Origin of the sequence: Streptomyces sp. NBC_00726 (assembly GCF_045161735.1) — a bacterium.
Classification (GTDB): domain Bacteria; phylum Actinomycetota; class Actinomycetes; order Streptomycetales; family Streptomycetaceae; genus Streptomyces.
This window is the reverse complement of the sequence record NZ_CP108984.1, coordinates 163754-189832: the sequence shown is the minus strand read 5'-3', so window position 1 is coordinate 189832 and position 26079 is coordinate 163754. Positions and strand designations below refer to the sequence as shown.

General features: G+C 73.7%; 21 protein-coding genes. 20 read left to right on the top strand and 1 reads right to left on the bottom strand.

The features are described from left to right. Positions 1–71: 71 nt before the first annotated feature. The 5 genes from OG338_RS30390 (at position 72) to OG338_RS30370 (ending at position 4597) form a co-directional block, all read left to right on the top strand. A complete protein-coding gene (locus tag OG338_RS30390; protein WP_331741940.1) occupies positions 72–827 on the top strand; it encodes a thioesterase domain-containing protein in 756 nt (251 codons plus the stop codon). Then, positions 824–2089 carry a beta-ketoacyl-[acyl-carrier-protein] synthase family protein gene (locus OG338_RS30385; protein WP_331741937.1) on the top strand — a complete coding sequence of 422 codons (1266 nt, stop codon included), beginning with the start codon at positions 824–826 and terminating at the stop codon, positions 2087–2089. Before OG338_RS30390 ends, OG338_RS30385 begins: the two co-directional genes overlap by 4 nt. Continuing rightward, a complete protein-coding gene (locus tag OG338_RS30380) occupies positions 2086–3342 on the top strand; it encodes a beta-ketoacyl synthase N-terminal-like domain-containing protein (protein WP_331741934.1) in 1257 nt (418 codons plus the stop codon). The genes OG338_RS30385 and OG338_RS30380 overlap by 4 nt, the downstream gene beginning before the upstream one ends. Before the next feature lie 91 nt (positions 3343–3433). Then, entirely contained in the window at positions 3434–3697 is a 264-nt protein-coding gene (locus OG338_RS30375; RefSeq protein ID WP_331741931.1) for an acyl carrier protein, read from the top strand. Then, on the top strand, positions 3698–4597 hold the full coding sequence (locus OG338_RS30370; RefSeq protein ID WP_331741928.1) for an MBL fold metallo-hydrolase: 900 nt from the start codon (positions 3698–3700) through the stop codon (positions 4595–4597). Positions 4598–4602: 5 nt separating this feature from the next. Here OG338_RS30370 and OG338_RS30365 read toward each other — a convergent pair whose 3' ends face one another. Beyond that, positions 4603–5091 carry a nuclear transport factor 2 family protein gene (locus tag OG338_RS30365; RefSeq protein ID WP_331741925.1) on the bottom strand — a complete coding sequence of 163 codons (489 nt, stop codon included), beginning with the start codon at positions 5089–5091 and terminating at the stop codon, positions 4603–4605. A gap of 189 nt (positions 5092–5280) precedes the next feature. Here OG338_RS30365 and OG338_RS30360 point away from each other — a divergent pair, with 189 nt between their 5' ends. The 15 genes from OG338_RS30360 to OG338_RS30290 all read left to right on the top strand — a co-directional run bounded on the left by OG338_RS30360 (position 5281) and on the right by OG338_RS30290 (position 26003). Next, positions 5281–6864: a class I adenylate-forming enzyme family protein gene (locus OG338_RS30360; protein ID WP_331741922.1), complete on the top strand. Its 1584-nt coding sequence runs from the start codon at positions 5281–5283 to the stop codon at positions 6862–6864. A gap of 37 nt (positions 6865–6901) precedes the next feature. Beyond that, the gene (locus OG338_RS30355) at positions 6902–8605 is read left to right on the top strand and encodes an FAD-dependent oxidoreductase (RefSeq protein WP_331741919.1); all 1704 of its coding nucleotides are present in this window, start codon (positions 6902–6904) and stop codon (positions 8603–8605) included. Further along, positions 8602–9396 carry an SDR family NAD(P)-dependent oxidoreductase gene (locus tag OG338_RS30350; RefSeq protein ID WP_331741916.1) on the top strand — a complete coding sequence of 265 codons (795 nt, stop codon included), beginning with the start codon at positions 8602–8604 and terminating at the stop codon, positions 9394–9396. Before OG338_RS30355 ends, OG338_RS30350 begins: the two co-directional genes overlap by 4 nt. 62 nt (positions 9397–9458) lie before the next feature. Beyond that, the gene (locus OG338_RS30345; protein WP_331741913.1) at positions 9459–10415 is read left to right on the top strand and encodes an aromatase/cyclase; all 957 of its coding nucleotides are present in this window, start codon (positions 9459–9461) and stop codon (positions 10413–10415) included. 139 nt (positions 10416–10554) lie between these two features. Next, positions 10555–12330 carry an acyl-CoA dehydrogenase gene (locus OG338_RS30340; protein ID WP_331741910.1) on the top strand — a complete coding sequence of 592 codons (1776 nt, stop codon included), beginning with the start codon at positions 10555–10557 and terminating at the stop codon, positions 12328–12330. After that, positions 12327–13160: a 4'-phosphopantetheinyl transferase superfamily protein gene (locus OG338_RS30335; protein WP_331741906.1), complete on the top strand. Its 834-nt coding sequence runs from the start codon at positions 12327–12329 to the stop codon at positions 13158–13160. The genes OG338_RS30340 and OG338_RS30335 overlap by 4 nt, the downstream gene beginning before the upstream one ends. A 279-nt stretch (positions 13161–13439) precedes the next feature. Then, a complete protein-coding gene (locus OG338_RS30330; RefSeq protein ID WP_331741903.1) occupies positions 13440–15554 on the top strand; it encodes a condensation domain-containing protein in 2115 nt (704 codons plus the stop codon). A gap of 47 nt (positions 15555–15601) precedes the next feature. Further along, positions 15602–16813, top strand: a complete 1212-nt coding sequence (gene metK, locus OG338_RS30325; RefSeq protein ID WP_018106341.1) for a methionine adenosyltransferase — start codon at positions 15602–15604, stop codon at positions 16811–16813. A gap of 39 nt (positions 16814–16852) precedes the next feature. Continuing rightward, positions 16853–17836, top strand: coding sequence for a carbohydrate kinase family protein (locus tag OG338_RS30320; protein ID WP_331741900.1), 984 nt, complete (start codon positions 16853–16855; stop codon positions 17834–17836). Beyond that, entirely contained in the window at positions 17833–21303 is a 3471-nt protein-coding gene (gene metH / locus OG338_RS30315) for a methionine synthase (RefSeq protein ID WP_331741897.1), read from the top strand. The genes OG338_RS30320 and metH overlap by 4 nt, the downstream gene beginning before the upstream one ends. 11 nt (positions 21304–21314) lie before the next feature. Next, positions 21315–22178, top strand: a complete 864-nt coding sequence (gene metF / locus OG338_RS30310) for a methylenetetrahydrofolate reductase [NAD(P)H] (protein WP_331741894.1) — start codon at positions 21315–21317, stop codon at positions 22176–22178. After that, positions 22168–23619 (top strand): adenosylhomocysteinase, encoded by a 1452-nt coding sequence (ahcY, locus tag OG338_RS30305; protein WP_331741891.1) that lies wholly within the window; start codon positions 22168–22170, stop codon positions 23617–23619. The genes metF and ahcY overlap by 11 nt, the downstream gene beginning before the upstream one ends. 285 nt (positions 23620–23904) lie before the next feature. After that, positions 23905–24714, top strand: a complete 810-nt coding sequence (locus OG338_RS30300; protein WP_331741888.1) for an NmrA family NAD(P)-binding protein — start codon at positions 23905–23907, stop codon at positions 24712–24714. Positions 24715–24801: 87 nt separating this feature from the next. Then, positions 24802–25479 carry a hemerythrin domain-containing protein gene (locus OG338_RS30295; protein ID WP_331741885.1) on the top strand — a complete coding sequence of 226 codons (678 nt, stop codon included), beginning with the start codon at positions 24802–24804 and terminating at the stop codon, positions 25477–25479. Beyond that, on the top strand, positions 25476–26003 hold the full coding sequence (locus tag OG338_RS30290; RefSeq protein ID WP_111339850.1) for a DUF1772 domain-containing protein: 528 nt from the start codon (positions 25476–25478) through the stop codon (positions 26001–26003). Before OG338_RS30295 ends, OG338_RS30290 begins: the two co-directional genes overlap by 4 nt. Positions 26004–26079: the final 76 nt, after the last annotated feature.

Sequence of the window (26079 nt, the reverse complement as noted above, 5' to 3'; positions counted from 1 at the left end):
TGGGAGTTGCCAGGCTGCGGTAGGGGAGGGCCCAGGCCGAGGGCCCGGACTCCTATGCGAGAGGACGGCCCATGTCCGACGAACGGCCCGTACGGCTCCACTGCTTCGCGCACGCCGGAGCGGGCGTCTCCGCCTTCTACGGCTGGGGCCCGCGCCTCGGCCCCGGTGTCGAGACCGTGCCGCATCTGCTGCCCGGCCGGGAACGCCGGCGCTCGGAGCCGCGCCTCACCCGCCCCGCCGACCTGCTCGCCGACCAGCTGCCCCACTTCACCGGCGAGAGCGGCGAAGCCCCGTACATCCTGTACGGGCACAGCCTCGGCGCCCTCGTCGCGTACAGCGTCACCCGGGCCCTGCACGAGGCGGGGCTGCCGGGGCCCGCGCTGCTCGTCGTCGGCGCCTGCCCGCCGCCCGACCAGCTGTCCGCCCTGGCCGACCAGTGCCGGGCGGGCGACGACGAGCTGCTGCGCCTGCTCGGCGAGGCCGACGCCCTGCCCGCGCGCGCCCGGCCCGGCGACTTCTGGCACCAGGCCGTGCTGCCGGTGCTCCGCGACGACCTCGTCCTCGCCCACGAACTGCGGACGGCCGCCCGCGAACCCTCGCCGGCCGGGCCGCTCACGGTCCCCGTCCTCGCGGTGGCCGGCGCAGGCGACCCGCTGGCGCGGCCCGGGGCCATGGCGCGGTGGCGTGCCTGGACCACCGGCCCGTTCGCCGCCCGCACCGTGCCCGGCGACCACTTCTTCCTGCGGGGCCACGACCTGCCCCGTCTGGTGGGCCGCGCCGCACGTGTGGTGCGTCGGCTCGCCCCGCAGCCGGCGGGTGTCCGATGAGGCGGGTCGTCATCACCGGGATCGGGGTGGTCGCCCCGGGCGGCATTGGTACCGCCGCGTTCTGGTCGCTGCTGACCGAGGGCCGTACCGCGACCCGCCGCATCACCCGCTTCGACGCCACGTCGTTCCGGTCCCGGATCGCCGCCGAGGCCGACTTCGACCCCGCGCGGCACGGCTTCGACGCGGGGGAGGCCCATCGCCTGGACCGGGTCGCCCAGTTCGCGCTCACCGCCGCCCGCGAGGCCGTCGCCGACAGCGGCCTCGACACGGAGGCCGGGGGCGAGCGCACCGGCGTCTCGCTGGGCACCGCGGTCGGGTGCAGCAGCGGGCTCGACGAGGTGTACGCGCATGTCAGCGAGGGCGGCGAACACTGGCTGCTGGACCCGGCCCGCGCGGAGCGACGGCTCGGCGACTACCTCGTGCCCAGCTCCGTGGCCGCCGAGGTCGCCCGGGACGCCGGGGCGCTCGGCCCCGTCGCCGTCGTCTCCACCGGGTGCACCTCCGGCCTGGACTCGCTCGGGCACGCCGCGGAGCTCATCCGCGAGGGCAGCGCGGATGTGATGCTGGCCGGGGCGTCGGAGGCGCCGATCACCCCGATCACCCTGGCGTCCTTCGACGCGATCCGGGCCACCTCCGCGCGCAACGACGAGCCGGAGACCGCTTCACGCCCCTTCGACCGGACCCGGGGCGGCTTCGTACTCGGCGAGGGCAGCGCCGTACTCGTACTGGAGGAGTACACGCATGCGGTACGCAGGGGGGCGCATGTGTACGCGGAGATCTCGGGGTTCGCCGGCCGCTCGAACGCGTACCACATGACCGGACTGCGCCTGGACGGGCGGGAGATGGCGGAGGCCGTCCGGACCGCCCTGGACGAGGCGCGGCTCGACCCGGCCGCCGTGGACTACGTCAACGCGCACGGCTCGGGCACGAAGCAGAACGACAAGCACGAGACGGCCGCCTTCAAGGCGAGCCTGGGCGAGCACGCCTACCGGGTGCCCGTCAGCTCCATCAAGTCGATGATCGGGCACTCGCTCGGCGCGATCGGCTCCCTGGAGATCGCCGCGTGCGCGCTGGCCATCGAGCACGACACGGTGCCGCCCACCGCGAATCTGCACGAGCCCGACCCGAGCTGCGACCTCGACTACGTACCGCTCGTCGCCCGCGAGCAGCGCACCGACGCCGTGCTCAGCGTCGGCAGCGGATTCGGCGGCTTCCAGAGCGCGATGGTGCTCACCGCACCCCGGACGGAGGCGCGCCGATGACCGCCCCGGCGCCGATGACCGCCCCCGCACCCGCCCGTACCGCGACCGCGGCCGTCACCGGGATCGGGATCGCCGCACCCGGCGGTGTCGGCACCGAGACCTGGTGGTCGGCGGTCCTGCGCGGGCACCGCGCGATCGGCCCCGTCACCCGGTTCGACGCCTCCGGATACCCGGCCGTCCTCGCCGGTGAGGTCGCCGGTTTCGAGGACGCGGCGTATGTGCCGGCCAAGCTGCTGCCGCAGACCGACCGGGTGACCCGGCTCGCCCTCGCGGCGGCGGCCGAGGCCATCGGCGACGCGGACATCGACCCGTCGGCGCTGCCCGAGTACGGCATGGGCGTCGTCACCGCGAACGGTGCGGGCGGCTTCGAATTCGGCCAGCGCGAATTGCAGGAGCTGTGGAGCAAGGGCAGCCGGTACGTCGGCGCCTTCCAGTCCTTCGCCTGGTTCTACGCCGCCAACTCCGGGCAGATCTCCATCCGGCACGGCCTGCGCGGCCCCAGCGGTGTCGTCGTCTCCGAGCAGGCGGGCGGCCTCGACGCGATGGCCCAGGCCCGGCGCCAGCTGCGCAAGGGCGGCCGGGCCGTCCTCACCGGCGGCCTCGACGCGACGGTGTGCCCGTGGGGCTTCACCGCCCAGCTGGCCGCCGGGGGCCTGAGCACCCGGCGCGACCCGGCCGGCGCCTATCTGCCGTTCTCCGCCGACGCCTCCGGACACGTCGTCGGGGAGGGCGGCGCCCTGCTCGTCGTGGAGGACGGCGACGCCGCGCACGCCAGGGGGGCGCGCGTCCTCGGCACCGTCGAGGGCTGCGCCGCCACCTTCGACCCGGCGCCAGGACGCGGCGCGCCCCGGCTGCTCGACGCCGCACGCCTCGCCCTCGCCGACGCCCGGGTCGACGCGGCGGACGTGGACGTGGTCTTCGCGGACGCCGCCGGGGACCGGGACGCCGACCGCGCCGAGGCCGCCGCGCTCACCGCGCTCTTCGGCCCGTACGGGGTGCCGGTGACGGCCCCGAAGTCGCTGTTCGGGCGCCTCGGTTCGGGCGGGTCCGCCCTCGATCTGGCGGCGGCCCTGCTCGCCCTGCGCGACCAGGTCGTCCCGCCGGGCGCACCGGTCGGCCGGCTCGCCGACGACTGCCCGCTGGACCTGGTGACCGGCGCGCCCCGCCCGGCACGGCTGCGGCACGCACTGGTCCTCGCCCGGGGCCGGGGCGGCTTCAACGCGGCGGCCGTGGTGCGCGCGCCCCGCGCGTGAGCGCCGTACACCGCCGAGCACATCCGCGTACGTCACCGGGCACATCCGTACGTACACCGCCGAGCATCACCCGTACCGGGAGGGGAACACCGTGGACCGCCTGAACCTGACCGACCTTGCCGCCCTGCTGCGCGCCGCCGCAGGCAGCGACGAGGGCGTGCCGCTGGACGAGGCCGCCCAGGACACCCTTTTCCTCGACCTGGGCTACGACTCGCTGGCCCTGCTCCAGGTCACCGGCATCGTGGAGCGCGACCACGATGTGGCGCTGGACGAGGAGGCGCTGGACGAGGCGCAGACCCCGCGCGCGTACCTCGACCTCGTCAACGGGGCGCTCGCCGCCCGGGCGGCGGCCTGAATGCCGGACGGCCGGCTCACCGAGATCGCCGACGGTGTCCACGCCCATGTCCAGGGCGACGGCGGCTGGTGCCTGAACAACTCCGGGCTGCTCACCGACGGTGGCGAGAGCGCCCTGGTCGACACCGTCGCCACCCTGGACCGGGCCCGCGCCCTGCGCGCCCGGGTCCTGGCGGTGACGCCCGGGCCGCCCCGCCACCTGGTCAACACGCACTTCCACGGCGACCACACCTTCGGCAACTGTGTCTTCCCGGAGGCGGTCGTCGTCGGCCATGCGCGGGCCCGGGACGAGGCCGCCGCGGCGGGGCTGCATCTGACGGGGCTCTGGCCCGAGGTGCGCTGGGGGGACCTGGAGGTCGTCGTCCCGCAGGTCACGTTCGAGGAGCGGATGACGCTGTACGTGGGAGAGCTGCGGGCCGAACTCCTGCACGTGGGGCCCGCGCACACCTGCGGCGACACCGTGGTGTGGCTGCCCGGGCCGCGCGTCCTGTTCGCCGGTGACGTGGTGATGAACGGGGTCACCCCGTTCTGCCCGATGGGCTCGGTCAGCGGCTCCCTGCGCGCCCTCGCCGGGCTGCGCGCCCTGGAACCGCTCACGGTCGTCCCCGGGCACGGTCCGGTCGGCGGCCCGGAACTCCTCGACGCCGACGCGGGGTACTTCCGCCGCCTCCAGGAACTCGCCCGCGAGGGCGTCGCCGCCGGCCTGACCCCGTACGGCCTCGCCCGGGAGGCGGGGCCGGGACCGTATGCCGGGCTCCTGGACTCCGAGCGCCTGGTGCCCAATCTGCACCGGGCGTACGCGGAGGAGCGCGGCGCCCGCCCGGGCGCGCCCCTCGACATCGGGGCGCTGTTCCAGGAGATGGCGCGGTACCACGGCGGCCTGCCGGTCTGCCGCGCCTGACGCTCCTACACCAGCACGGGGGCGGGATATCCGGCCGTGAGGTCGTCCCGCGACACCACGCGGCTGCGGACCCGCAGCCGCCCCCGGCAGCGCACCAGTTCGTCCGCCATCACACAGAACCGCGACACCACCGGCGCACCGCCCCGGGGTGTCGCGAAGACCAGGGCGTAGGCGCGGGTGTGCAGGACGCCGCCGGGCAGGACGTCCACGTCGAGCATGCCGATCCAGTGGCGCAGCTGCCCGCCCTCGCGCTCCTGCCGGGCCCGGTTGCGGTGCACGTTGGCGGCCAGCTCCGCGCGCCCGTGCACCGGGCTGTCCAGCGTGGGCACGCTGAACACGGCGTCCTCGGTGAAGGTGGCGGCCCAGCGCTCGGCCTCGTGCCGGTCGAACAGCTGCATCTGGTGGGCGTAGAACTGCTGCACCTCGGCGTACAGCGAACCGAAGTCCGAGGTGTCCGGCGCGGGTCCGGTGAGGTGTGTGGCATCGGCCGTCATCGTGTCTTCCTTCTCGTCCGCAGGGTCTTCGGGCGGTTCTTCGGCGGTTCGTAGGCGGTTCTTCGGGTGGTTCTCTCCCAGCTTCCGTGGTGCTGATCGAGCGCTCTTCAAAGATTCCTCAAGCGCGCCGGCGGAGGGTGAAGGCAATCCGGAGGTAAAGGCCGCCGGTGTACGAGGAAGGGGACCCCGGTGCGCGACATCCCGTACAGCGACCTCCCGGTGGACGGGCTGCTGCGGCGCGCCGCGCGCCGCGACCCCGACGGCACCGCCGTGCGCACCGCGACCCGCGTGCTGCGCTTCGCCGAACTCGACGCCTACGCCGACCGGATCGCCGGCCGGCTCTCCGCCGCGGGCGCCGGCCGCGGCACCCGGGTCGGGGTCACCCACACCCTCACCCCGGAATTCGCCGCCGCGTACCACGGGGTCATCCGGGCCGGGGCCACCGTCGTGCTGGTCAACCCGCTGCTCCCGCCGGAGGGGCTGCGCCATGTGCTCGGCACCTCGGGCACCGGGATCGTCCTCGCGCCCGCCGCCACCGCCGCGTCCCTGACGCGGATCGCGCCCGGGCTGCCCGCCCTGCGCACCGTCGTGGTCATGGACGCCCCCGACGGGCAGGCCCCCGCAGGCACCGTCCCCCTGCACGAGCTGATCGCCGGGGCGCGGCCGTACGCCGGGCCCGCCGCATCGCCGGACGAGGTGGCGTGCGTGCAGTTCACCACCGGGACCACCGGCGCCCCCAAGGGGGTCCTGCTGACCCATCGCAACGTCGTCGCCAACGCCTGGCAGACCGCCGAAGCGCACGGCCTGACCGGCGCTTCGGTGACCCTCAACCACCTGCCGCTCTACCACGTCATGCACCTGAACTCGGCCCTGTACGCGGGCGCGTGCCAGGTCCTCTGCCAGGACCCCGACCCCTACGCCTCGCTCACCGCCGCCGCCGACGCGGGGGCCACGCACTACTACGGGCTGCCCGCCCGGCTGCACGCCCTGGCCGCCGACGAGCGCCTGGCGGCGGGCGGCACGCCGGACGGGCTGCGGCTGACCGCCGTGCTGTCCGGCGGCTCGGCGCTGCGCCCGCAGGCGGCGCGGGTCCTGGAGGAACGGCTCGGCGTGCCCGTCATCCAGGGATACGGCATGGCCGAGCTGTCCCCGCTCACGCACAGCCAGCGGCCCGGCCGCCACCGCCCCGGTACCGTCGGCTCCGTCGTCGCGGACACCGAGTGCCGCATCGTGGACCTGACGACCCGGCACCCGCTCGGCCCCTGGTCGGCCGGCGAGGTCCTGGTGCGCGGGCCGCAGCTGATGGCCGGTTATCTGGGCGAGGAGCACCCCGCCCGGGTCGACGCGGACGGCTTCTTCGCCACCGGGGACGTCGGCCGCCTGGACGACGAGGGCAATCTGACCCTGGTCGACCGGCTCGCCGACGTCTTCAAGTACGACAACGAGATCGTCTCGCCCAGCCGCATCGAGCGGATACTCGCCGACGACCCCCGGGTCGCCGACTGCCTGGTCGCGGACTGGCCCGACCCCGAGCACGGGGCCCTGGTCTGGGCCGGGATCGTGCTGCGCGAGGACGCCGGGACGGGCGGCGACCCGTACGGCCACGGCGTCCTCGACGTGCTGGACGCGATCACCGAGCGCGCCAACGACCGCCTCGGCCGCTTCGAGCGGATCCGCTTCGCCGAGGCGATCGACACCGTGCCGCGCACGCCCACCGGGAAGCCGCAGCGGCGTGCCGTGCGGCAGAAGCTGCGGGCGAGCGCCGCGCTGTGACCGCCCAACTGTCCGCCCCCGACCCGGGAGACCGACCATGGTGAACTCCGGCACGGAACCGGCCGCCCCGCCGCAGGTGCTGATCGCGGGCGCCGGCCCCGTCGGCCTGACCGCCGCCCATGAACTGGCCCGCCGCGGCCTGCGCGTCCGCCTGATCGACGCGGCCCCCGGCCCCGCGCGCACCAGCCGCGCCGTCGCCACGCACCCGCGCACCCTGGAGACGTACGACCAGATGGGCGTCGTGGACGCCATGCTCGCCCGGGGCCGCCGGAACGCCGCCTTCACCATGTACGCCGAGGGCCGCCGCCTGGTCCGCCTCCAGGCCGACTACGCGTCGATGCCCACCGCGTACCCCTTCACGCTGATCATCGGCCAGACCGAAACGGAGGCCGTGCTGCGCGAGGCGGTGGCCCGGCTCGGCGTCGACATCGAATGGGGCGTGCGGCTCACCGGCCTCGACCAGCGCCCGGACGGGGTGCGGGTGACGCTGGAGGACGCGGACGGCGCCCGGAGCACCGCGGACGCCTCCTGGCTGATCGGGTGCGACGGCGGCCACAGCACCGTCCGCAAGCTCCTCGGCCTGGAACTCGCCGGCACCAGCAGCGAGACATGGATGCTCGCCGACGTGCCCGTCACGATGGACCTGCCGCCCGACACCATCTACTGGGCGCACACCGGCGGACAGGCCCTGATGATGGTGCCGTATGCGCGCGAGGGGCACTGGCGCCTCCTGGACACCGTGCCGGACCGCGACCCCGCCGGTGCCGAGGAACGCCTCGGCGCGAAGCTGTCCAAGGGCCTGGGCCGGCCGGTCGGTGTCGGGCCCAGCGAGTGGACGTCCGTCTTCACGTTCCAGCAGCGCCGGGTCGACCGGATGCGCGAGGGCCGGGTCTTCGTCGCGGGCGACGCCGCCCATGTGCACAGCCCCGCCTCGGGCCAGGGCATGAACACCGGCATCCAGGAGGCGTACAACCTGGCCTGGAAGCTCGCCCAGGTCGAACAGGGCCACGCGGCGGACCGGTTGCTCGACAGCTACGGCGCCGAGCGCGTGCCCATCGGTGCCGCCCTGCTCGACTCCACCCGCACCGCCACCGTCCTCGTGCAGCTGAAGAACCTGCTCGCCGCGGCCGTGCTGCCCGTCGTCTTCACCGTCGTCCGCAACGTCACCCCGCTGCGCCGCGCCATTCAGCGCAAGGTCCTCGGCGGGATGTCCGGGCTGCGCATCGGCTACGGCGCATCCCCGCTCACCACTGCGGGGACCGCCGCCACCGGGCCCGCCCCGGGCGGCCGCGCCCGGGCCGTCGCGCTGGACGGCCTGGAGCCCACCGTGCGCGAGGCGTTCGCGCGCGAGCTGCGGGACGTGCGCTGGAGCCTGCTCCTCGGCGCGGGCGGCACCGGACCCGGCGACGTGCCCGTGGGCGTCGCCGTCACCGCGGCCGCCCAGTACGGCGAATGGCTCTCCGTACGCACCCTCGGCGGCCGCACCGACGGGTCCGAAGGCCCCGCACCGCTCGCCGACCCCGGCGCCGCGCTGTGCACCGCGCTGGGCCTGCGCCCCGGCTCCTGGCTCCTGGTGCGCCCCGACGGATACGTCGCCGCGCGCGGCCCCGTGCTCAGCCGGACCGCGCTCGACCGGGCCCTCGCGCCCGTCGGGCCGTCCGCCCCGCTCGCGCTGCCGGCCCGTGTGGAGCCGCGCGCCGTCCCCGTACACCCGGCCACCACGAAGGAGCACCGCTCATGACCGCCACCTCCGAGACCCGTCCCGTCGCCCTGGTGACCGGCGGGACGAGCGGCATCGGGCTGGAAGTGGTCCGTACGCTCGGCCGCGCCGGACACCGCGTCTTCCTGTGCGCCCGTACGGACGCGGCCGTCAAGGAGACCGTCGACGCGCTGCGCGACGAGGGCCTCGACGTGTCCGGGCAGGCCGCCGACGTGCGGTCCCGCGAGGACGTCGCCGCCCTGGTGCGCGCCGCCGTCACCGCGTACGGGCCGCTCACCGTCCTCGTCAACAACGCCGGGCGCAGCGGCGGCGGGGTGACCGCCGAGCTGACCGACGAGCTCTGGTACGACGTCATCGACACCAACCTCAACAGCGTGTTCCTGGTGACCCGCGAGGCCCTGGCGAACGGCGGGCTCCAGGACGCCGCGACCCGGGGGCGGATCATCAACATCGCCTCCACCGCCGGAAAGCAGGGCGTCCTGCTCGGCGCCCCGTACAGCGCCTCCAAGCACGGTGTCGTCGGCTTCACCAAGGCGCTCGGCCGCGAACTGGCGCCGGCCGGGGTCACCGTCAACGCCGTCTGCCCCGGCTACGTCGAGACCGCGATGGCCCAGCGGGTGCGCGCGGGGTACGCCGCCGCCTGGGACACCACCGACGAGGACGTCCTCACCCGGTTCGAGGCGAAGATCCCCCTCGGGCGCTACTCCACCCCGGAGGAGGTCGCGGCCCTGGTCGGCTACCTGGCGTCCGGGCCCGCCGCCTCCATCACGGCGCAGGCCCTCAACGTCTGCGGCGGCCTGGGCAACTTCTGACCCTCCCGGACCGCCCGCGCCACGCGGGCGGGGTCCACGAACAACCGAGAAAGAGGTGTGTGGTGTCGGACGTACGTGTGCACCGGACGAGGCACAGTGTCGACGTGGACGCCCAGCCGGGCGTCGTCTACGGGCTGATCGCGGACGCCGAGCGCTGGCCGCTGTTCTTCCCGCCCAACGTGCACGTGGAACGCCTGGAATTCGACGGCCGCGACGAGCGGCTGCGCATGTGGGCGACCGCCAACGGCGACGTGCGGTCCTGGCTCTCCGAGCGCACCCAGGACCCGGCGGCGCGCCGCATCACCTTCCGGCAGACCCGGCCGCAGGCCCCGGTCGAGACCATGGAGGGCACCTGGATCGTCGAGGAGCGCCCCGGCGGCGGGACCCGGCTGGTCCTGCTGCACGACTTCACCGTCGCCGGGGACCGCCCCGGCGATGTGGCCTGGGTCGAGACCGCGTGCGACACCAACTCCCGGGCGGAGCTGGCAAGTCTGAAGGGGATCGCGGAGCGCTGGACCCTGCTGGACGACCTTGTCCTGTCCTTCGAGGACTCGGTGCGCGTCCACGGCCCCGCCGAGCTGGTCTACGACTTCCTGTACCGCATCGGCGACTGGCCCGAGCTGGTCCCGCACGTCTCGCGCCTCGACTTCACCGAACCGGCCCCCGGTGTCCAGGTCATGGCGATGGACACCGTCACCGCCGACGGCGGTACGCACACCACCGAGTCCGTCCGCATCTGCTTCCCGCACGCCGGGCGCATCGTCTACAAGCAGACCGCCACCCCCGCCCTGATGGAGGCGCACACCGGCGAGTGGTCCGTGGTGCCCGACGCGACCGGCGTCACCGTCGTCTCCCAGCACACCGTCGTCCTCCGCGAGACCGCCGTCGAACAGGTCCTCGGCGCGGGCGCCGGACTGCCCCGGGCCCGCCGTTACGTACGTGAGGCGCTGGGCCGCAATTCCACGGCCACGCTCAACCTGGCGAAGCGGCACGCGGAGACCGCGATCCGCATGCTGTGACGGGGCGCCGACCGTCCGGACCCGTCGTGGAGCGGTTCCCGAGCCGTTCTCCACCGCGTCGCGAGCGGCCGCCCGCAGGGTCGAGCCACGCCCACCCGCACCCCGTGCCCGTACGACGAAGGAGGCGGACGCCGCCGTCATGACCACCCTCGCAGAGACCCCCGGGCACCCCGCCCCCTCCTCCACCACCGCCCCCGGCCGCACGGACGACGCGGACGCCCTCGACCGGGCGCGCCGCCTGGAAGCACGGCTCGGCGACCCCTACGACCCCGGCAACCCGCACGGGTTCGCCGCCCTGTTCGACGCCGACGCCCGCAGCACCCCGCCCGAGGCGACCGAAGCCCTGCTCACCGAGGCGGGGACCGGCGCCGAATTCGTGCCCGCTGCCCTGGGCGGCCTGCTCACCCGCGCCGATCTGCTGGCCCGGGCCATGCGGCCGGTGTTCCGGCGCGACCTGGGCCTCGGCATGGGACACGGCCTCATCTCGCTGTTCGCGGCGGGCGCGGTGTGGGCGGCCGGGGACGAGGCACAGCGCCGCGCGACCGCCCGGCTGCTGCTCGGCGGCGGCCGGATCGCGATCCTGCACCACGAACTCGCCCACGCCAACGCCATCCTGCGCCACGAGTTCACCGCCCGCCCGGCCCCCGGCGGCCGCCTGATCAGCGGCCGCAAGGACGTCATCCTCAACGCGTCACGCGCCGACCTCCACATCGTCTACGCCCGCACCGACGAGGCCCCCGGCCCGCGCAGCCACTCCGTCCTGCTGCTCGACCCGGCCGGACAGGACCCGGACCGCCTGCGCCACCTGCCCCGGGTGGAGAGCACCGGGATGCGCGGGGCCCTCTTCTCCGGCCTCGAACTCGACGAGCTGCCCGTGCCCGAGGACGCGCTGGTCGGGCACCCCGGCGACGGGGCCGGTATCGCCCTGCGCGCCTTCCAGGTGAACCGGAGCCTGATCTGCGGGCTCGTCACCGCCGCCGCCGGAACGGTCCTGCACTCCGCGGCGCGCGCCGCGACGGAGGGCCGCGCGAGCGGGGTCGCCCGGCGCTGGCACAAGCCGCTCACCGGGGTCTTCGCCGACCTGCTGGCCTGCGACGCGATGTCCACCACCGTCCTGCGCGCCCTCAGCCTGCTGCCCGCGAGCGCCCACCTCTTCGCCGCCGCCGTCAAATACGTGGTGCCCGAACTGCTGCGGGAGAACCTGGAAGAGCTCGCCACGGTGCTCGGCGCCCGCGGCTACGACCACACGAGCCCCGCGTACGGGGCACTCGGCAAGCTCGGCCGCGACCTTCCCGTCGCCGGGCTCGGGCACGCCGGAAGCGCCTCCTGCCAGTCGGTCCTGGTGCCCCAGCTGCGCGGCCTCGCCGAACGCTCCTGGTTCGCCGAACCGGAGCCGCCCGCCGAGCTGTTCACCGCCGGCGCCGCGCTGCCCCACCTGGACTACCGGCTCCTCGGCATCGCGGGCGGCGGCGACTTCATGGCCGCCTCGCTCGTCGCGACCGCCGAACGGCTCGCCCCGTTCCGCGAGGCCGGCGGGCACACCGGCGCGCTGGCCGGGCTCGCCGAGGCGTTCGCGACCGAGCTGCGCGGGCTGCGCGCCCAGTGCCGCCGCATCCCGGCCGGTCCCGCCGCCCTCGCCGACCCGGCCGTCGTCCGGCTCAGCGACCGCTACAGCCGGATCGTCGGCGCCGCGGCCGTGCTCGCCGTCCGGGAGGGCCAGGACGGCACCGACCCGTTCCTGGCCGACCCCGCCTGGGCCGTGCTCGCCCTCACCCGGGCCGGGCAGCGCCTCGGCATCCCGGTGCCCGCCCTGCCCGACGGCGTTCAGGACCAGGTGCTCGCCGAGCTGATCCGCCGTCATGGCCAGGGACTGGGCTACGACCTCGACGCGCTCCCGTACGAAGGCAGGCCATGACCGGCATCCCCGCGCCCGGTGCCGGGCGGATCAGCGCACCCCTGCACGTCGCGGGGCCCGGCGCGCCCTGGCACCTGGTGCGCGAGGCCATGGACCGCCGGGGCAACGCCGTCGTCCACACCACCTGGGGCGAGTGGCTGGGGGCGGCCGTCACCCGTCCTGCGCTGCGGCAACTGCTCGGCGGCGACTGGCAGCGCTACCGGCGCACCCAGGACCCGACCCTCCGCTACCGGTTCCTCGCCTCCCGCCTCGTCACCAAGTACACGGCCGCCGCCGCCCTGCGCACCGCACCGGCCGAACTCGACCTGGCGTACCGGATCGGCGGCCGGCCCTACCTGCGCAGCCTCGACCAGATCGACGTGAGCCTCACCCACACCGAGGACATGATCGCCGTCGGCATCAGCCGCAACGGCCGGATCGGCGTCGACGTCGAACCCGCCACCCGGCCCATGTCGTACGACCTGCTCCAGGGACACGTACTGACGCCCGCCGAGCGCGGGGCGCTGGAACACCTTCCGGAGGGCGAGCGGGCGGCGCGGCTGCTGCGGCTGTGGACGCTCAAGGAGGCGTACACCAAGGCGCTCGGGCAGGGGCTGCGGCTCGACTTCACCGAATTCGGCTTCGCCGAGGGCGGCGGTGAACTCCTCGCGCCCGACGGCCGGCCCGCCGCCGACGGCGACTGGGCGTTCGCCACCCACCGGGTCCTGGGCGGGCGGTACATGCTCAGCGTCGCCTGCCACGACACCGGCCTGGCCGGCTCCGCCGACACGACGGTCCGCACCATGCTCGACACGGGTTTCGCGGGGGCGGTAACCGAACTCCTCGGCTGAATCGTGCCCCGCTCGGCCCCGCGTCCAGTCCCGCTGGAGGGCGACGCGGGGCCTTCGTACGCCCGCGTACGGTACGGGCCCGGCCGCCTCCCCGACGGAACCGTGCGGGACCACGGCGCCCCACCACCGGACCACCGCCGTGTCGGTGCCGTGTCGGTCCCGTGTGGGCGGGCCCTCGCATACTCGTTCCGCATTCGCCGACAGAGGGGAGGGAGGGGGTCTCCCGCATGCGCGCCGCAGCCGGTCCGCCGCGCTCCCGCATGCGTGCCCCGCAGGACGATGACCACCGACCACTCCTCGCCCACCGCCTCCGCCCGGGCCACCCCCGGCGGCCCGATGACCGTCGTCCTCGGCCTCGACGGGCCGGACCCGGCCGCACCCGTCCTGGAGCTGCGCGGCCCCGTGGACCCGCACCGCGTCGAAGCCGCCCTCGACCGCCTGGCCCGGCTCGTGACGCACCCCGCCCCCGCCTGGCGGCCGAGCCTGGAACCCGGCGACGACGGACACCACACCCTGCGCCTGACCCCGGACGGGCCCGCCGCCGCGCCCTTCCCCGCCGGGCTTCTCGCCGACCTGCTCACCGTCGCGGAGAGCGGCCCCGGGCCCGCGCCCCGGATCGAGCCGACCCCGCTGCAACGCGAACTCCTCGCGGACGCGGACGCGCACCCCGGCGCCGAGGGCTGGTGCGAACAGCTCGCGGTCACCTGGTCCGGGCCGCTCGACCCGGAACGGCTCGCCGCCGCCTGGCAGTCCGTCGCCGAACGGGAGAGCGTGCTGCGGGCCGCCTTCGAGGAGGGGCCCGAGCCGTGGATCGTCTGCCATGAGGGCGCCGGGCCCGAAGTGCTGCGCTTCCCGTACGGCAGCGTCGACTGGCACGCGCTGGTCGAGGCCGACCGGCGCCGGGGACTCGACCCGCGCCGCCCGGGACCGCTGCGCGTCACCTTCCTGGGCGGCGGCCCGGACGCGGCGGGCAGCACCCGCGTCCTGCTGAGCTTCCACCCCGCGCTCCTGGACGACTGGAGCGTGCGGCTGCTGCTGCACGAGTTCTACCGCGCCTACCTGGCGGGCGGTGAGCTGCCCGGCGGCGCCCGCCGCCCCGACCTCGGCGACTACACGCGCTGGCTCGCGGCCCAGGACACCGCCCCGGCCCGCGAGTTCTGGCGCGACGCCCCGCCCGGTCCCCCCGCCACGCTGCCGCCCGCCGGCGACGGCAGCGGCCAGGTCCGCACCCGGATCACGCCCGAGGAGAGCGAACGGCTCGCCGCCTGGGCGGGGGGCCTCGGCTGCCCCGAGAGCAGTGCTCTGCACGCCGTGTGGGCGCTGGCCCTCTACCGGGCCGGCGGCCACGAGGGCGCGGCCGACATCGGCTTCAGCGCGGCGGTCTCCGGCCGGGGCATCCTCCTCGACGGCGTCGAACGGCTGCCCGCCGCCCTGCGCAACCCGCTGCCGATGACCGCCGGCGTCCACCCGTACGCTCCGCTCGCCGAACTCCCGGCCCGCCTGCGCGACCAGGCCCTGGACGTGGCCGGGTACGAGTGGGTGTCGCAGGGGCGTATACGGTCCTGGACCCGCCCTGGCGGCCGCGCGGCGCCGGACGTGGTCGCGACTGCGGCCCCGAACGCGACCCCGAACGCGACCCCGGACGCGGCCCCCGCCGTCCCGCGCACCGGCAGCCTCGTCGTCTTCGAGAACCGGCCGCGCCCGCCCGGCGACCTCGCACCCGCGCTCGCCGCGCTCGGCGTCCGCGTCAGCACCCCGGACACGCTGGGCGCGCGCACCGGATTCCCGCTCACGCTCGTCGCCCACCGGGACGACGAAGGGGGCCTCGTGCTCACCGCGACCTGTCTCGGGACGGGTCTCGCCCAGGCCGAGGACCTGCTGACCAGGACCGCGCACGCCCTGCGCGAACTGCCGCGCACGGCGACGCCCGCGACGACGGTCGGCGGGGCGCTCGCGCTCCTCGCCGGACCGCCGGACCGGACACCGCGCGGCCGGCCGGGCGCCCGGCGCGGGGCCGCCCTGACGGAGCTGCGCCCCGCCGCGCACCCCGGCACCGGCACCGTCTGCCTGGTCCGGGCGCCGGGCACCCCGCTGTCCGCGCTGACCCGGGTCGCCTACGCCTACCGGGGGCCGGAGGCCGTGGTGCTGCTGCGGCCGCCGCCGTACGCGGACGCCTCGGCCCCGGCCGACGACGCCGTGGTGGGGGCGCTGACCGGCCTCGGCGGCCCCCTGGTGCTCGGTGCGTTCTGCGGGGGCGGCGAGCGTGCCCACGCGCTCGCCGGACAGCTCGTCGCCGCCGGTTCCCGGCCGCCCGGAGTGGTCCTCACCGGCACCGCCACACCGGCCGGGGCCTTCGCCCACACCCTCGAAGCGGTGGTCCGCCGCATCCGGTGACCGCCGCGGTCACCGCCAACCGCCCCACCTCACACCTCAGGAGAGTCATGACGACACGTCTGTTCACCTCGGAGTCCGTGACCGAGGGACACCCCGACAAGATCGCCGACCAGATCAGCGACGCGATCCTGGACGCGCTCCTCGCCCAGGACCCGGGCTCCCGCGTCGCGGTGGAGACCCTGATCACGACCGGACAGGTCCACATCGCGGGCGAGGTGACGACATCGGCGTACGCGGACGTGCCGGGCATCGTGCGCCAGGCCATCCTCGACATCGGCTACGACTCCTCCGCCAAGGGCTTCGACGGCACCTCCTGCGGGGTCTCCGTCTCCATCGGCGCGCAGTCCCCGGACATCGCGCAGGGCGTCGACACGGCGTACGAGAAGCGCGTCGACGGCTCCGGCGACGACACGCTCGACCAGCAGGGCGCCGGCGACCAGGGGCTCATGTTCGGCTACGCGTGCGACGAGACGCCGAGCCTGATGCCGCTGCCGATCGATCTCGCGCACCGGCTCTCGCGGCGCCTCACCGAGGTACGCAAGAACGGCACCGTCCCCTATCTGCGCCCCGACGGCAAGACCCAGGTGACGATCGGTTACCTGGGCAGCCGCCCGGTCCGCCTGGACACCGTCGTCGTCTCCAGCCAGCACGCCGCGGACATCGACCTGGACGGCCTGCTGGCCCCCGACATCCGCGAGCACGTCGTCGAGCACGTCCTGAACGAACTCGCCGACGAGGGCATCAAGCTGGAGACCGACGACTACCGGCTCCTGGTCAACCCGACCGGCCGCTTCGAGATCGGCGGCCCGATGGGCGACGCCGGCCTCACCGGCCGCAAGATCATCATCGACACGTACGGGGGCTACGCCCGGCACGGCGGCGGCGCCTTCTCCGGCAAGGACCCGTCGAAGGTCGACCGCTCGGCGGCGTACGCGACCCGCTGGGTCGCCAAGAACGTCGTCGCCGCCGGCCTCGCCACCCGCTGCGAGGTCCAGGTCGCGTACGCGATCGGCAAGGCGGAGCCGGTCGGTCTCTTCGTGGAGACCTTCGGCACCGCGAAGGTCGCACAGGCCCGGATCGAGAGCGCCATCCGCGAGGTCTTCGACCTGCGCCCGGCCGCCGTCATCCGCGACCTGGACCTGCTGCGCCCCATCTACCGGCAGACCGCCGCCTACGGGCACTTCGGCCGCGAGCTGCCCGACTTCACCTGGGAGCGCACCGACCGCGTCGAGCAGCTCAAGGCCGCCGCCGGTCTCTGACCGCGTCCACCGGCCCAGTTGACAGGGACAGGAGTTCGAATGCGTATCGCGGTGACAGGCTCCATAGCCACCGATCACCTGATGGTCTTCCCGGGCCGGTTCGCGGACCAGCTCATCGCCGACCAGCTCGCCCATGTGTCGCTTTCGTTCCTCGTGGACGACCTGGAGGTGCGGCGCGGCGGAGTGGCGGCCAACATCGCCTTCGGGCTCGGCTCGCTCGGACTTGATCCGCTGCTGGTCGGCGCCGTCGGCAGCGACTTCGCCACGTACGAGGTGTGGCTCAAGGAGCACGGCGTCGACACCGGTGCGGTGCGGGTGAGCGACGAGCGGCAGACCGCCCGTTTCTCGTGCATCACCGACCGGGACGACAACCAGATCGCGGCGTTCTACGCGGGCGCCATGGCGGAGGCCCGGGAGATCGACCTGACGGCTGAGGCGGCCCGGGCCGGCGGCGTCGGCTTCGTCCTCGTCGCCCCCGACGACCCGGCCGCCATGCTCCGGCACACCGCGGCCTGCCGGACCCTCGGCGTCCCCTTCGCCGCCGACCCCTCCCAGCAGCTCGCCCGCCTCACCGGTGACGAGGTGCGCGAACTGGTCGACGGCGCCCGGTGGCTGTTCACCAACGAGTACGAGGCGGCGCTCCTGCTGGAACGCGCCTCCTGGGACCGCGACGACGTGCTGGGCCGCGTCGGCAGCTGGGTCACCACGCTCGGCGCGGGCGGCGTCCGCATCGAGAGCGCCGGTGCCCCCGCCCTGACCGTGCCGGCCGTCGCGGGCGTCGAGACCGCCGACCCGACCGGGGTGGGCGACGCGTTCCGCGCGGGCTTCCTCGCCGCCACGGTCCGGGGCACCGGACCTGAGCAGGCGGCGCGCCTCGGCTGCGCGGTCGCCTCGCTGGCGCTCGCCGCCGTGGGGTCCCAGGCGTACGAGCCGGAGGCCGGGCGGCTGCTGGACATCCTGCGGCGGCAGTACGGCTCCGAGGCGGCGGCCGCGCTCGCCCCCGTCCTGGGCGGTGCGTCATGACCGCGGGGGAGCGGGTCGCCGCGCTCCGGGACGCGCTCGCCACCCGGGTGGTGGTGGCCGACGGCGCGATGGGCACCATGCTCCAGGCCCAGGACCCGACCCTTGAGGACTTCCAGCAGCTGGAAGGGTGCAACGAGGTCCTGAACGTGACCCGGCCGGACATCGTGCGCTCGGTCCACGAGGCGTATTTCGCGGTGGGCGTGGACTGCGTCGAGACGAACACCTTCGGGGCCAACACGGCGGCGCTCGGCGAGTACGACATCCCCGAGCGGGTCCACGAGCTGTCCGAGTCCGGTGCGCGCATCGCCCGCGAGGTCGCCGACGCCTTCACCGCGTCCACCGGCGAACAGCGGTGGGTCCTCGGCTCCATGGGCCCCGGCACCAAGCTGCCCTCGCTCGGTCACATCCGGTACGCCACGATCCGGGACGGCTTCCAGGCGAACGCCGAAGGGCTGCTCGCCGGCGGCGCCGACGCGCTGATCGTGGAGACGACCCAGGACCTCCTCCAGACCAGGGCCGGACTGGTCGGCGCGCGCCGCGCGATGGACGCGACGGGGGTCCGGGTCCCGCTGATCTGCTCGCTCGCCTTCGAGACGACCGGGACGATGCTCCTCGGCTCGGACATCGGCGCGGCGCTCACGGTCCTGGAGCCGCTGGGCATCGACCTCATCGGCCTGAACTGCTCGACCGGTCCGGCCGAGATGACCGAGCACCTGCGCCACCTGGCCCGCCACTCGGCGACCCCGCTGATGTGCATGCCCAACGCCGGTCTGCCGGTGCTGGGCGCGGACGGCGCCCACTTCCCGCTCGGGCCCGACGGCCTGGCGGACGCGCAGCAGGCGTTCGTACGGGACTACGCCCTGTCGCTGGTGGGCGGCTGCTGCGGGACGACGCCGGACCACCTGCGGGCGGTGGTGGAGCGGGTACGCGGCACGGTGCCGCCGGACCGCACCCCGCAGCCGGAGCCGGGCGCCGCGTCGCTCTACCAGACGGTGCCGTTCCGTCAGGACACGGCGTATCTGGCGATCGGTGAGCGTACGAACGCCAACGGGTCGAAGAAGTTCCGCGAGGCCATGCTCGAAGGCCGCTGGGACGACTGCGTGGAGATGGCCCGCGAACAGGTCCGCGAGGGCGCGCACATGCTCGACCTGTGCGTCGACTACGTGGGCCGCGACGGGGTTGCCGACATGGACGAGCTCGCGGGACGCCTCGGGACCGCGTCGACCCTGCCGATCGTGCTGGACTCCACCGAGGTGGACGTGCTGCGCACCGGCCTGGAACGGCTGGGCGGACGGGCCGTCGTCAACTCGGTGAATTACGAGGACGGGGACGGGCCCGAGTCGCGCTTCGTCAAGGTCACCGAGCTGGCTGCGGAGCACGGTGCCGCGCTGATCGCGCTGACGATCGATGAGGAGGGCCAGGCCCGCACCGTTGAGCACAAGGTGGCCATCGCCGAGCGGCTGATCGCGGATCTGACGGGCAACTGGGGCATCCAGGAGTCGGACATCCTCATCGACACGCTGACGTTCACCATCTGCACCGGTCAGGAGGAGTCCCGCAAGGACGGCATCGCCACCATCGGGGCGATCCGTGAGTTGAAGAAGCGCCACCCGGATGTGCAGACGACCCTGGGCCTCTCCAACATCTCCTTCGGTCTGAACCCGGCCGCCCGTGTCGTGCTGAACTCGGTGTTCCTGGACGAGTGCGTGAAGGCGGGTCTGGACTCGGCGATCGTGCATGCGTCGAAGATCCTGCCGATCGCCCGTCTGGAGGAGGAGCAGGTCAAGGTCGCGCTCGATCTGGTCTACGACCGGCGTGCCGAGGGTTACGACCCCCTCCAGCGGCTCATGGAGCTGTTCGAGGGCGTCAACATGAAGTCGCTCAAGGAGGGCAAGGCCGAGGAGCTGGCCGCCCTGCCGCTGGACGAGCGCCTCAAGCGCCGCATCATCGACGGCGAGAAGAACGGCCTGGAGGACGACCTCGCCGAGGCGCTGACCACCCGTAAGGCCCTGGACATCGTCAACGACACGCTGCTGGACGGCATGAAGGTCGTCGGCGAGCTGTTCGGCTCCGGGCAGATGCAGCTGCCGTTCGTCCTCCAGTCCGCCGAGGTCATGAAGGCCGCGGTGGCGTATCTGGAACCGCACATGGAGCGGGCCGAGGGCGAGGAGGGCAAGGGCACGATCGTGCTGGCCACGGTCCGCGGTGATGTCCACGACATCGGCAAGAACCTGGTCGACATCATCCTCTCCAACAACGGCTACAACGTGGTCAACCTGGGCATCAAGCAGCCCGTTTCGGCCATCCTCGACGCGGCCGCCGAGCACAAGGCGGACGTCATCGGGATGTCCGGGCTCCTCGTCAAGTCCACGGTGATCATGAAGGAGAACCTGGAGGAGCTGAACCAGCGCAAGCTGGCCGCCGACTACCCGGTCATCCTCGGCGGCGCCGCCCTCACCCGCGCCTACGTCGAACAGGACCTCCACGAGATCTACGAGGGCGAGGTGCGCTACGCGCGCGACGCCTTCGAGGGCCTGCGCCTCATGGACGCGCTGATCGCCGTCAAGCGCGGCGTGCCCGGCGCCACCCTGCCTCCGCTCAAGCAGCGCCGCGTACCGCTGAGGGAGCCGAAGCTTGAGGAGCCGGCGGACGTCGGCCGGTCGGACGTCTCCGTCACCAACCCGGTCCCCGCCCCGCCGTTCTGGGGCAGCCGGGTCGTCAAGGGCATCCCGCACAAGGAGTACACCTCCTGGCTGGACGAGGCCGCCCTGTTCAAGGGCCAGTGGGGGCTGAAGGGCGACACGATCGAGGCGGAGGGCCGGCCGAGGCTGCGGATGTGGCTGGACCGGCTGCGTACGGAGAACCTGCTCGAAGCGGCCGTCGTGCACGGCTACTTCCCGTGCGTGTCCAAGGGCGACGACCTGATCGTCCTGGACGAGCACGGGCACGAACGGACCCGGTTCACCTTCCCGCGCCAGTCGCGCGGCCGGCATCTGTGCCTGGCGGACTTCTTCCGGCCCGAGGAGTCCGGTGAGCCGGACGTCGTCGGGTTCCAGATCGTGACCGTCGGCTCGAAGATCGGCGAGGCCACCGCGGAGCTCTTCGCCTCCGGCTCGTACCGCGACTACCTCGAACTCCACGGTCTCTCCGTGCAGCTGGCGGAGGCCCTGGCCGAGTACTGGCACGCACGCGTCCGCGCCGGACTCGGGATCGCCGACCGCGAACCCGAGGGCCTGGACGGCATGCTGCGCACCGAGTACCAGGGCTGCCGCTACTCGCTGGGCTACCCGGCCTGCCCCGACCTGGAGGACCGCGCCAAGATCGCGGACCTGCTGCGGCCGGAGCGGATCGGGGTGCACCTGTCCGAGGAGTTCCAGCTCCACCCGGAGCAGTCCACCGACGCCATCGTCGTCCACCACCCCGAGGCGTCGTACTTCAACGCGGGACGGGCCGGGGGTGGCCGGTGATGGACCTGGTGATGGACCGTCCGACGTTCTCCTTCGAGTTCTTCCCGCCCCGCACCGCCCAGGGCGAACGGACCCTGTGGCAGGCCATCCGCCGCCTGGAGCCGCTGGGCCCCGACTTCGTGTCCGTCACCTACGGCGCGGGCGGGTCGTCCAGGGACCGCACCATCGACGTCACCAAGCGCCTGGTGACCGAGACGACCCTGAGGCCCGTCGCCCACCTGACCGCAGTCGGGCATTCGGTGGCCGAGCTGCGGCACATCATCGGCCAGTACGCGGACGCCGGGGTGCGGGACGTACTGGTCCTGCGGGGCGACCCGCCCGGCGACCCCAAGGGGGAGTGGACCGCGCATCCGGACGGCTTCCACCACGCCTACCAGCTGGTCGAACTCGTCCGCTCGCTGGGGGACTTCACCATCGGGGTCGCCGCCTTCCCCGAGCGGCACCCGCGCTCACCGGACTGGGAGAGCGACATCCGGCACTTCGTCGCCAAGTGCCGCGCCGGTGCCGACTACGCCATCACGCAGATGTTCTTCGACGTGGAGGACTACCTGCGGCTGCGGGACCGGGTCGCGGCGGCGGGCTGTACCACCCCGATCATCCCGGAGATCATGCCGGCCACCGACGTCCGGCAGATCCGCCGCTTCGCGGAACTCTCCGACGCCGCGTTCCCCGAGGACCTGGCGCACCGCCTGGAAGCCGCGCAGCACCGGCCCGACATCGCGTACGAGATCGGCGTGGCCCACGCGACGCTGATGGCCGACCGGCTGCTCGCCGAAGGCGCTCCCGGGCTGCACTACATCACGCTGAACAAATCGACGGCGACCCTCGACATCCACCGCAACGTCATGAGCACTAGGAGCCTCCATGCCAGTTGAGACCTTCGATTACAAGGTCGCCGATCTCTCCCTCGCCGCTTTCGGGCGGAAGGAGATCACCTTGGCCGAGCACGAGATGCCCGGTCTGATGTCGATCCGCAAGGAGTACGCCGCCGCGCAGCCGCTGGCCGGTGCCCGCATCACCGGTTCGTTGCACATGACCGTGCAGACGGCGGTGCTGATCGAGACCCTGGTCGCTCTTGGCGCCGAGGTGCGTTGGGCGTCCTGCAACATTTTCTCGACCCAGGACCACGCGGCCGCCGCCATCGCGGTCGGCCCGAATGGCACTCCCGAGGCGCCGGCGGGTGTGCCGGTGTTTGCTTGGAAGGGTGAGTCGCTGGAGGAGTACTGGTGGTGCACGGAGCAGGCGTTGACCTGGCCGAACACGCCGACCGGTGGTCCGAACATGATCCTGGACGACGGTGGTGACGCCACGCTCCTGGTGCACAAGGGTGTCGAGTTCGAGAAGGCGGGTGCGGCTCCGGACCCGGCGACGGCGGACAGTGAGGAGTTCGCGCAGATCCTGACGCTGTTGAACCGCACGCTGGGTGAGTCCCCGCAGAAGTGGACGCAGCTGGCCTCGGAGATCCGTGGTGTGACGGAGGAGACCACGACGGGTGTGCACCGGCTGTACGAGATGCACCGCGAGGGCACCCTTCTCTTCCCCGCGATCAATGTGAACGACGCGGTGACGAAGTCGAAGTTCGACAACAAGTACGGTTGCCGCCACTCGCTGATCGACGGCATCAACCGCGCCACGGACGTCCTGATCGGCGGGAAGACCGCCGTGGTCTGCGGCTACGGCGACGTCGGCAAGGGCTGCGCGGAGTCCCTTCGGGGCCAGGGCGCCCGCGTGATCGTCACCGAGATCGACCCGATCTGCGCCCTCCAGGCGGCGATGGATGGCTACCAGGTCGCGACCCTGGACGACGTGGTGGAGCAGGCGGACATCTTCGTCACGACGACGGGGAACAAGGACATCATCATGGCTTCGGACATGGCCAGGATGAAGCATCAGGCGATTGTCGGGAATATCGGTCACTTCGACAACGAGATCGACATGGCCGGTCTGGCGGGCATTGAGGGCATTGTCAAGGACGAGGTGAAGCCGCAGGTGCACACCTGGACGTTCCCCGACGGCAAGGTCCTGATCGTGCTGTCCGAGGGGCGTCTGCTGAATCTGGGGAATGCGACCGGGCACCCGTCGTTCGTGATGTCCAATTCGTTCGCGGATCAGACGCTGGCGCAGATCGAGCTGTTCACGAAGCCCGAGGAGTACCCGACCGATGTGTATGTGCTGCCCAAGCACCTGGACGAGAAGGTCGCCCGCCTTCACCTCGACGCCCTCGGCGTCAAGCTGACGACCCTCCGCCCGGAGCAGGCCGCGTACATCGGTGTCGAGGTCGACGGCCCGTACAAGCCCGACCACTACCGCTACTGACCCCCGCAGTCGTACGAGGTGATCGCCCAGAGACCCCCTGGAGAACCGCTAGAGCCGAGGCCCGGTGACGTGGCTCGTGCGGCGAGGGGCTGCCTACGCTGCGGATGAAGGCCGTACCCGACGGTCCTTCCGCAGCCATCCCCCCACCGGAGAGCGCCGCCACCGCCGCCACCGTGCGGACCCCACTTCCCTCCGCACGCGCCCACTCCCTCATACGAGAACGACGCGCGTCACGAGAACGACGCGCACCACACCACCACGCAGGCCACGACAGACGGGACGAACATGACGAACACGACCCTTGTGATCGGCGGCACGGGCAAAACCGGGCGGCGGGTCGCCGATCGGCTGTCCGCCAAAGGGCTCCCCGTACGCATCGGATCGCGCTCCGGCACGCCCCCCTTCGTCTGGGAGGACCCCGCGACCTGGGACGCCGCCCTCGACGGGGTGAGCGCCGTCTACATCACCTACTACCCCGACCTCGCCTTCCCGGGAGCCGCCGAGACCGTCGGCGCGTTCGCGAAGGCCGCCGTCGCCAAGGGGGCGCGCCGCCTGGTGCTGCTGTCCGGGCGCGGCGAGGAGGGCGCGGTCGTCAGCGAGGACAAGGTGAAGGAGTCCGGCGCGGACTGGACCGTCGTCCGCGCCAGCTGGTTCAACCAGAACTTCAGCGAGAGCTTCTTTTACGACCTGGTCATGGCCGGCGAGATCGTCCTGCCGACCGGGGACGCGGTGGAGCCCTTCGTGGACGCCGACGACATCGCGGATGTGGCCGTCGCCGCGCTCACCGACGACAAGCACATCGGCAAGACGTACGAGCTGTCCGGCCCGCGCCTGCTCAGCTTCGGCGACATCGCCCAGGAGCTGGGCAAGGCGACCGGCCGCACCATCACGTACATCCCCGTGAGCGTGGACGAGTACCGCCAGGCCCTTGCGGAGAACGGGCTCCCCGTCGAGTTCGCCGACCTGTTCGGGCTGATCCTCGACGGCCGCAACGCCCACCTCGTGCACGGCGTCGAGGAGGCCACCGGCCGCAAGCCGAAGGACTTCGCCGACTTCGCCCGGGACGCCGCCGCCGGCGGCGTCTGGAACGCCTGACCGACACGGGACCCGTGGGACGGGCGGCCGCCGTGTGCGGCCGCCCGTCCCTGTCCCCGTACCCCCTCGCGTGAGGAGGCCGCACCCATGACCGCTACCGAACCGATGACGAGCGAACACCTTCCGTCGCTGCCAGGGCACTTGCATGGATTCGCCCTGATGCACCTCGCGATGCGCCGCGACGCCGCCCGCCTCGTGGCCGTCGCACGCTCCGGGCCCGGCGCCCGCACCGGCGGGACGGTCACCTGGTGGCACAGCCTGCGCGAGGTGATCGACTGGCACCACCACAGCGAGGACGCCGTCCTCTGGCCCGAACTCCGCCGCGCCGTCCCCGGCTTCGCCCAGGCGGCCGACGCCATCGACGGCGACCACCAACGCCTCGACGCGGCGATGGACGCCGTCGGCGCCGCGCTCCGCCCGGGCGCCGGCCCCGGGGCGCTGCGCCCCGCGGCCGACGCCTTCGCCGCCGTCCTGCGCGACCACCTCGCCGCCGAGGAGCGCATCGCCTTCCCCGCCTTCACCGCGCTCGGCGCCACGCGGTACGCGTCCGTGGAACGGCGGTTGCTGCGGACCGCGCCGCCCGGCGTGCTCTCCCGCCTCCAGCCCTGGATGTTCGACGGGGCGGACCCGGCCTCCGTGGCCCACGTCACCGTCACCATTCCGCCACCGGTACGGCTGCTCGGCCGGACGGTGCTGCGCCGCCGCTACGAACGCCTGCTCGCCCCTGTACTGCGCACCGCATCGCTCCCCGAGGAGAAGCCATGACCGCGCCGACCACCTCCCTCCCGGCCGGGCAGGGCGGACGCACCGAAGCCTCCCTGTACGCGGCCACCATCGCCATGGGGCTGAGCGCGGGGCTGTACTTCGCGTTCGACGTCTCCGTCATGCCCGGGCTCGACCGCACCGACGACGCGGCCTTCGCGAGCGCCATGGGCCACATCAACGACGCCATCGAGAACGGCTTCTTCGGCCTCGTCTTCTTCGGGGCGTTCCTCGCCACCGGAATCTCCGGCATCTCCCTCCGCCGCCTGGGCCACACCCGCGCCGCCCGCTGGACCTGGGCCGCCCTCGCCCTCTACTCGGCGGCCGTCGCCGTCACGATGAAGGTCAACATCCCCCTCAACCGCCGGCTCGCCCGCCTGACCGCGGAGGCGTCGGGCCCCGAGCTCACCGCGATCCGCGACCGTTTCCGAGGCGCCTGGACCCCGGCCAACGCCGCCCGCACCCTGGCCTGCACGGCGGCCCTCGCGTGCCTGGGGCGGGCGCTCACGCTGCGGGCGCGAGCCTGAGCCACCGTTTTCGGCCCGCCTGCGCACACACGGAAGGGCGGCCGGCCCCCGTCCGGGGCCGGCCGCCCTTCCGCAC

What these genes read in the sequence shown, in the direction of transcription:
- OG338_RS30390 (WP_331741940.1), top strand. Translation starts at nt 72, where the DNA reads ATGTCCGACGAACGGCCCGTACGGCTCCACTGCTTCGCGCACGCCGGA.
- OG338_RS30385 (WP_331741937.1), top strand. Translation starts at nt 824, where the DNA reads ATGAGGCGGGTCGTCATCACCGGGATCGGGGTGGTCGCCCCGGGCGGC.
- OG338_RS30380 (WP_331741934.1), top strand. Translation starts at nt 2,086, where the DNA reads ATGACCGCCCCGGCGCCGATGACCGCCCCCGCACCCGCCCGTACCGCG.
- OG338_RS30370 (WP_331741928.1), top strand. Translation starts at nt 3,698, where the DNA reads ATGCCGGACGGCCGGCTCACCGAGATCGCCGACGGTGTCCACGCCCAT.
- OG338_RS30365 (WP_331741925.1), bottom strand. Translation starts at nt 5,091, where the DNA reads ATGACGGCCGATGCCACACACCTCACCGGACCCGCGCCGGACACCTCG.
- OG338_RS30355 (WP_331741919.1), top strand. Translation starts at nt 6,902, where the DNA reads ATGGTGAACTCCGGCACGGAACCGGCCGCCCCGCCGCAGGTGCTGATC.
- OG338_RS30350 (WP_331741916.1), top strand. Translation starts at nt 8,602, where the DNA reads ATGACCGCCACCTCCGAGACCCGTCCCGTCGCCCTGGTGACCGGCGGG.
- OG338_RS30340 (WP_331741910.1), top strand. Translation starts at nt 10,555, where the DNA reads ATGACCACCCTCGCAGAGACCCCCGGGCACCCCGCCCCCTCCTCCACC.
- OG338_RS30335 (WP_331741906.1), top strand. Translation starts at nt 12,327, where the DNA reads ATGACCGGCATCCCCGCGCCCGGTGCCGGGCGGATCAGCGCACCCCTG.
- OG338_RS30330 (WP_331741903.1), top strand. Translation starts at nt 13,440, where the DNA reads ATGACCACCGACCACTCCTCGCCCACCGCCTCCGCCCGGGCCACCCCC.
- metK (WP_018106341.1), top strand. Translation starts at nt 15,602, where the DNA reads ATGACGACACGTCTGTTCACCTCGGAGTCCGTGACCGAGGGACACCCC.
- OG338_RS30320 (WP_331741900.1), top strand. Translation starts at nt 16,853, where the DNA reads ATGCGTATCGCGGTGACAGGCTCCATAGCCACCGATCACCTGATGGTC.
- metH (WP_331741897.1), top strand. Translation starts at nt 17,833, where the DNA reads ATGACCGCGGGGGAGCGGGTCGCCGCGCTCCGGGACGCGCTCGCCACC.
- metF (WP_331741894.1), top strand. Translation starts at nt 21,315, where the DNA reads ATGGACCGTCCGACGTTCTCCTTCGAGTTCTTCCCGCCCCGCACCGCC.
- ahcY (WP_331741891.1), top strand. Translation starts at nt 22,168, where the DNA reads ATGCCAGTTGAGACCTTCGATTACAAGGTCGCCGATCTCTCCCTCGCC.
- OG338_RS30300 (WP_331741888.1), top strand. Translation starts at nt 23,905, where the DNA reads ATGACGAACACGACCCTTGTGATCGGCGGCACGGGCAAAACCGGGCGG.
- OG338_RS30295 (WP_331741885.1), top strand. Translation starts at nt 24,802, where the DNA reads ATGACCGCTACCGAACCGATGACGAGCGAACACCTTCCGTCGCTGCCA.
- OG338_RS30290 (WP_111339850.1), top strand. Translation starts at nt 25,476, where the DNA reads ATGACCGCGCCGACCACCTCCCTCCCGGCCGGGCAGGGCGGACGCACC.